Below are 246 nucleotides of genomic sequence, written 5' to 3' on the forward strand. Positions count from 1 at the left end.
GCCCAGATTACCTGGCGACGACATGCCGGTTGCGTGTTCTTCATCCACGGACCTGACGAAACCGCTGACGATCGGCGAAGCGGTTGACCTCGCGCTGTGCCACAACCCGCGCGTTCAGGTGGCGTGGGCATCGATCAAGATCCAGGCTGCCGCGCTGGGTGAAGCCAGCGCGGCATGGCTTCCCACCGTCAATGGGTCGATCAGCCAACTGGCAACCTACAACCGATATCAGGATGCGCGAACGAT

Annotated in this window: 1 protein-coding gene; it reads left to right on the plus strand. The window is 61.8% G+C overall.

The features are described from left to right. Window positions 1-246, plus strand: a 246-nt coding sequence (locus SB754_RS22230) for a TolC family protein (protein WP_410784452.1), incomplete at both ends; no start/stop codon positions are given.

This window comes from Leifsonia sp. SIMBA_070, assembly GCF_046534635.1.
In the GTDB taxonomy this organism is placed as follows: Bacteria; Actinomycetota; Actinomycetes; order Actinomycetales; family Microbacteriaceae; genus Leifsonia.